This is a genomic window from Streptomyces sp. NRRL B-24572, assembly GCF_002156145.1.
GTDB lineage: Bacteria > Actinomycetota > Actinomycetes > Streptomycetales > Streptomycetaceae > Streptomyces > Streptomyces vietnamensis.
The window spans coordinates 1-4860 of sequence record NZ_MWIG01000510.1 but is presented as its reverse complement, the minus strand read 5'-3'; the positions used below and the strand labels follow the sequence as shown (position 1 = coordinate 4860).

The window sequence follows — 4860 nt, the reverse complement described above, 5'->3', positions numbered from 1 at the left end:
GGGGCCCGGCCGGACGGTGACGTCGCGGGGCGTGAGGACGGCCCGTTCGTCACCCTCGCACTGGACGACGACGCGGACGGGGGCGCCGCAGTCGGTGTGCCGGACGTCGAGGACGGGGCCCTCGGGCTCGGCGGCGTGGGTGTCGCCCCACTGCTTGAGGGCGAGGAGCACGGGCCAGAGGTCGACGCCCTTGCGGGTGAGGCGGTACTCGTGGCGGGTGCGGGCGCCGGGCTCCCGGTAGGGCTCGCTGCGCAGGACACCGGCGGCGACGAGTTTGCGGAGGCGGTCGGCGAGGACGGCTTCCGAGAGGCCGAGGTGCCGGCGGAACTCGTCGTACCGGCGGACGCCGTTGAACGCCTCCCGCAGGATGAGCAGGCTCCATTTCTCGCCCACGACGTCCAGGGCACGGCCGACCGGGCAGTTCTCGGTATCCGTGTCCAGCCAGTTCATGCGCCCACTGTAGCCACCTGGCTCTGCCGTTGACAGTCAGCGGACACGAAAGCTAGCTTCGGTGGACAAAGTCAGCTGGCCGGTGGAGTGGAGTGGTGATGGGGCGGTCGCGCACGGTCGAGTGGGAGGACGCCGGGGCCACCGCGCGCGCCGCGATGTCCATGGCGGGCATCGACTTCCTCCGGGAGATCGTGGCGGGCCGGTTGCCCGGACCGCCGATCGCCTCCCTGCTGGGCTTCGGCCTGGAGGAGGTCGAGCCGGGGCGCGCGGTGTTCGCGCTCGAACCGGGCGAGGAGCACTACAACCCGATCGGCAGCGTGCACGGCGGCGTGTACGCGACGCTGCTCGACTCGGCCGCCGGCTGCGCGGTGCACTCGACGCTCCCGCAGGGCATGGCGTACACCTCGCTCGACCTGTCGACCCGCTTCCTGCGCCCCGTCACGATGGACACGGGCAAGATCCGTGCCGTCGGCACGGTGCTGTCGCAGGGGCGCCGCACGGCGCTCGCCGAGGCGGGCCTGTACGACGCGGAGGACCGGCTCCTCGCTCACGCGACCAGCACGTGCATGCTGTTCCCGGTCCCTTCATAGACGGCCGGTTCAGCGGGTGCCGGGGACCGGACGGGTGCGGGTGCAGCCGTCCGGGGCGACGTCGGGGACGCCGTTGGCCTGGAGGGCGGCGCTCACCAGGGTGGCGAGCAGGTCGATGTCCGAGCCCATGTCCAGACGGACCGTCACCCAGCCGGAGCCGGCCCGCAGCCGGACCGCGCTCGACCCGAGGAGGGCCGGGCGCAGCTTCGCGACCATGGCGCGGGTGAGGTGGACGTCCGCCTCGTGTTCACCGTGGAAGTGGACGATCTCCTGCGTCCCGGTGCCCAGTCCGAGCCCGTCGCCGCAATGGGCGCGGCCGGGGGTCAGCGAGGGCCAGCTCATCAGACGTTCACTGGCATGCCTGGCCGTGTTCATACGAGGAGCGTGCCGGGCCTCGGGGCCGTGCACAAGCGTCCTGCCGCAAGAATCCCGCCGCGGCTCGAAACAGGTCGTCGGCGGGGGTGGTGTGACCGTGCGTCACGGCGGCGCGTGGGGAGGATGTGACCCTGTGTCACGATTCCGGGCGGACGCGGACGCGGGCCGCGAGGACGGCCACGTCGTCCTCCGCGTGGTGGGCGTCCAGACGGCCGAGCACCTCCTCGACGACCCGTTCGGGGCCGGAGTCCGCGGGGAGCCGTAGGGCGGCGAGGCGGGCGAGCGAGACGTCGATGTCCTCGCCGCGCCGTTCGACGAGGCCGTCGGTGAAGATCAGCAGGTTCTCGCCGGGGGCGAGCGAGCGCGTGGTGGGTTCGTAGCCCCCGACGCCGGTGCCCAGGGGCGGCCCCACCGGGAGGTCGACGAGCTCCGCGGAGCCGTCCGCGGCGAACACGACGGGCGGCAGGTGCCCGGCGTTGGCGAAGGTGGCGGCACCGCGGGCCGGGTCGACCTGGACGAGCAGGCAGGTGGCGGGGCGGCGGGCGTCGTCCTCGGCGACGACGGAGTCGAGGTGGCGCAGCACCCGGTGCGGCGGCAGGTCGGTCGCGGCGACCTCGCGGAGCGCCGTGCGGTAGGCGTTCATGTCCACGGCCGCGTCGAGCCCGTGGCCCATCACGTCGCCGACGACGAGGAGGCTGCGGCCGAAGTGGAGCCGTACGGTCTCGAACCAGTCGCCGCCCACGAGGGCGCGGGGGCCCGCCGGGAGGTAGCCGCCCGCGATCTCCAGGTTGGGATGCGGCCGGCCCGGTTCGGCGACGAGGGCGCGCTGGAGGTGGAGGGCGGTGTCCTCGGTGGCCGCGAGCCGGCGGGCGTGGCCGAGATGCCGGGCGGCGAGCCGGACCGCGTGCCGGAGGACCGCGACCTCGTCGGCGGAGAAGCGGGGGCCGCCGTGGCGCGTGACGATCACGGTCCCGAGGGGGTCCTCGTCGTGGACGGCGAGGGGCACGGCGAGGCTGGGGGCACCGCCGGGAACGCTGCTGGGGACACCGCCCGGCGCGCCGCCGGGGGCACTGCCGGGTGCGCCGCCGAATGCACCAGGGGCACCGCCAAGGGCATCGCCGGGTGCACCGCCCGAGGCGCCGCTGCCGCCGTCGGTGTCCGTCGGGCCCGCCGAGGCGGCGCGCCGGACGGGGTCTCCCGGTTCGTCGAGCAGGTCGACCGTGACGGAGCCGTGCAGATGGCCGGCGAGGAAGGCCGCGAGTTCACGGCAGGTGGTCGTCTCGTCGAGCGTCGTGCCGATCTCGGCGATCGCCTGCTCCAGGGCCCGTGCCCTGTTCAGGAGGGCCTCGTCCCGTTCCGCCACGACACCTCCACCGCCGTGCGGGCCTCCGGGTGGCGTACCCGGTCCCCCCATTGCACCAGCGGCCGCCGCCCCGCGCACGGCACGGAGCTCGCGCGGGACGGTTGTGCGGTGGTGCCTGATCTGATCAAGTACAGCAGAGGCTACTGGCCAGTACGAAATCTCGCTTCCCGGGGGAGACAGCATGACGACCGGATCAGCCATGACGACCGGATTCTTCACCTCCGTCGACGACGTCGCCGAACGGCTCGCCACGACCGGCTACCTGGCGTCGCCAGCCGTCGCCACCACCGTCTTCCTCGCCGACCGGCTCGGCAAGCCGCTGCTCGTCGAGGGCCCGGCCGGCGTCGGCAAGACCGAGCTCGCCAAGGCCGTCACCGAGGTCACGGGGGCGCGCCTGGTCCGGCTGCAGTGCTACGAGGGCGTCGACGAGTCCCGCGCGCTGTACGAGTGGAACCACGCCAAGCAGCTGCTGCGGATCACGGCCGGGCGGGGCGAGTCCTGGGACGAGACGCGCACGGACGTCTTCGGCGAGGAGTTCCTGCTGCCCCGGCCGCTGCTCACCGCCATCCGGTCCGAGGAGCCGACGGTGCTGCTCGTCGACGAGACCGACAAGGCCGACGTCGAGGTGGAGGGGCTGCTCCTGGAGGTGCTCAGCGACTTCCAGGTGACCGTGCCCGAGCTCGGCACGATCACGGCGACGCGGCGGCCGTTCACCGTGCTCACCTCGAACGCGAGCCGCGAGCTGTCCGAGGCGCTGCGCCGGCGCTGCCTCTTCCTGCACATCGGCTTCCCCGAGGAGGAGCTGGAACGCCGGATCGTGACCCTCAAGGTCCCCGGCCTCGACGCCGCGCTCGCCGCGTCCGTCGTACGGGTCGTGGGGGCGCTGCGGGCGATGGACCTGCGGAAGGTGCCGTCCGTGTCGGAGACGATCGACTGGGCCCGCACGCTCCTCGCGCTCGGCGCGGACCGGCTGGACGAGGGGGTCGTACGCGAGACCCTCGGCGTCCTCCTCAAGCACCAGGAGGACATCGTGAAGGCGGCGGCCAAGCTCGACCTGGACGCGGTGTGAACGGGCCGGCCTGCGGCCCGGCGGAGAAGACCGGCACGGCGGACACGACCGGTACGGCGGACACGACCGGTCCCGTGGCGCCTTCCGGGGCCGCGGTGCGGCTCACCGGGCTCGTCGCGGCACTGCGCGCGCACGGGTTCGGGATCGGCACCGGAGAGACCGTGGACGCGGGGCTCGCTCTCGAAGCGGTCGGCTTCACCGACCGGGAGCGGGTCCGGGAGGCGCTGGCGGCGACGCTGCTCCACGGGGAGGGGCAGCGCACGGTGTTCGACCAGGTCTTCGACCTGTACTTCCCGCTCGGCGGCGCTCCCGGGGCGGGCGAGGCGTACGAGGACACCCCCGCGGACCTCGCGGCGCTCCGGGACCGGCTCGCGGAGGCCCTGACGGCCGGCGACGGCGCCGCACTCGACCGGCTGGCCGCGGAGGCGGTGGGCGGGTTCGGCGGCTACGGCTCCGGCCCGGAGTCGGACGGCTGGTCCTCGTACCAGACGCTCTCCCGACTGCGCCCCGAGACGCTGCTCGCCCGGGTGCGCGACCGGCTGCGGGCGGCGGCCACGGCCGAGGAGCCCGAGTTCACCGAGCGGCTGCTCGACGACGAGATCCGGCGGCGGATCGAGGCCTTCCGGGAGCGCGTGCGGACCGAGGCCCGGAGGCGCGTCGCCGAGCGGCAGGGCCGTGACCGGGTCGCGCGGCGGGCGGTCGCGGGGACGGCGGACAGCGTGGACTTCCTCCTTGCCGGACGGGCGCAGCTGGACGAGCTGCGGCGTACGGTACGGCCGCTGGCGCGGAAGCTGGCCACCCGGCTGGCGGCCCGGCGGCGCCGGGCGGCGCGCGGCGAGATCGACCTGCGGCGGACGCTGCGCGGCTCGCTGTCGACCGGCGGCGTGCCGGTGCGCCCGGTCCTGCGGCGACGCCGCCCCCGGCGTCCCGAGCTGGTCCTGCTGTGCGACCTGTCGGGGTCGGTGGCGGGCTTCGCGCAGTTCACGATGCTGCTCGTCCAGGCCCTGCACGAC

Annotated in this window: 6 protein-coding genes; 3 read left to right on the top strand and 3 right to left on the bottom strand. The window is 74.5% G+C overall.

Annotated features, from left to right (window positions below; translation table 11 throughout):
- Window positions 1–450, bottom strand: a 450-nt coding sequence (locus CCN56_RS28305; protein WP_086830837.1) for a helix-turn-helix domain-containing protein, incomplete at its 3' end; no start/stop codon positions are given.
- Window positions 451–548: 98 nt separating this feature from the next.
- Between CCN56_RS28305 and CCN56_RS28300 the strand changes: the two genes are divergently transcribed.
- Window positions 549–1040 (top strand): PaaI family thioesterase, encoded by a 492-nt coding sequence (locus tag CCN56_RS28300; protein ID WP_086830835.1) that lies wholly within the window; start codon window positions 549–551, stop codon window positions 1038–1040.
- Between the two features lie 9 nt (window positions 1041–1049).
- On the opposite strand, the gene CCN56_RS28295 is transcribed toward CCN56_RS28300, so the two are convergent.
- Window positions 1050–1415: a luciferase family protein gene (locus CCN56_RS28295; protein ID WP_256962200.1), complete on the bottom strand. Its 366-nt coding sequence runs from the start codon at window positions 1413–1415 to the stop codon at window positions 1050–1052.
- 136 nt (window positions 1416–1551) lie between these two features.
- Window positions 1552–2778, bottom strand: a complete 1227-nt coding sequence (locus tag CCN56_RS28290) for a PP2C family protein-serine/threonine phosphatase (RefSeq protein WP_086830830.1) — start codon at window positions 2776–2778, stop codon at window positions 1552–1554.
- A 181-nt stretch (window positions 2779–2959) separates the two neighbouring features.
- On the opposite strand from CCN56_RS28290, the gene CCN56_RS28285 reads away from it, so the two are divergent.
- Both CCN56_RS28285 and CCN56_RS28280 read left to right on the top strand, forming a co-directional pair.
- Window positions 2960–3847, top strand: coding sequence for a MoxR family ATPase (locus tag CCN56_RS28285; RefSeq protein ID WP_256962198.1), 888 nt, complete (start codon window positions 2960–2962; stop codon window positions 3845–3847).
- Window positions 3848–3921: 74 nt separating this feature from the next.
- Window positions 3922–4860 (top strand): VWA domain-containing protein (locus CCN56_RS28280; RefSeq protein WP_086830838.1); only part of this gene is annotated, 939 nt, incomplete at its 3' end.

Coding starts and splice junctions, on each gene's coding strand:
- CCN56_RS28295 (WP_256962200.1), bottom strand. CDS start 1,415: ATGAACACGGCCAGGCATGCCAGTGAACGTCTGATGAGCTGGCCCTCG.
- CCN56_RS28300 (WP_086830835.1), top strand. CDS start 549: ATGGGGCGGTCGCGCACGGTCGAGTGGGAGGACGCCGGGGCCACCGCG.
- CCN56_RS28285 (WP_256962198.1), top strand. CDS start 2,960: ATGACGACCGGATCAGCCATGACGACCGGATTCTTCACCTCCGTCGAC.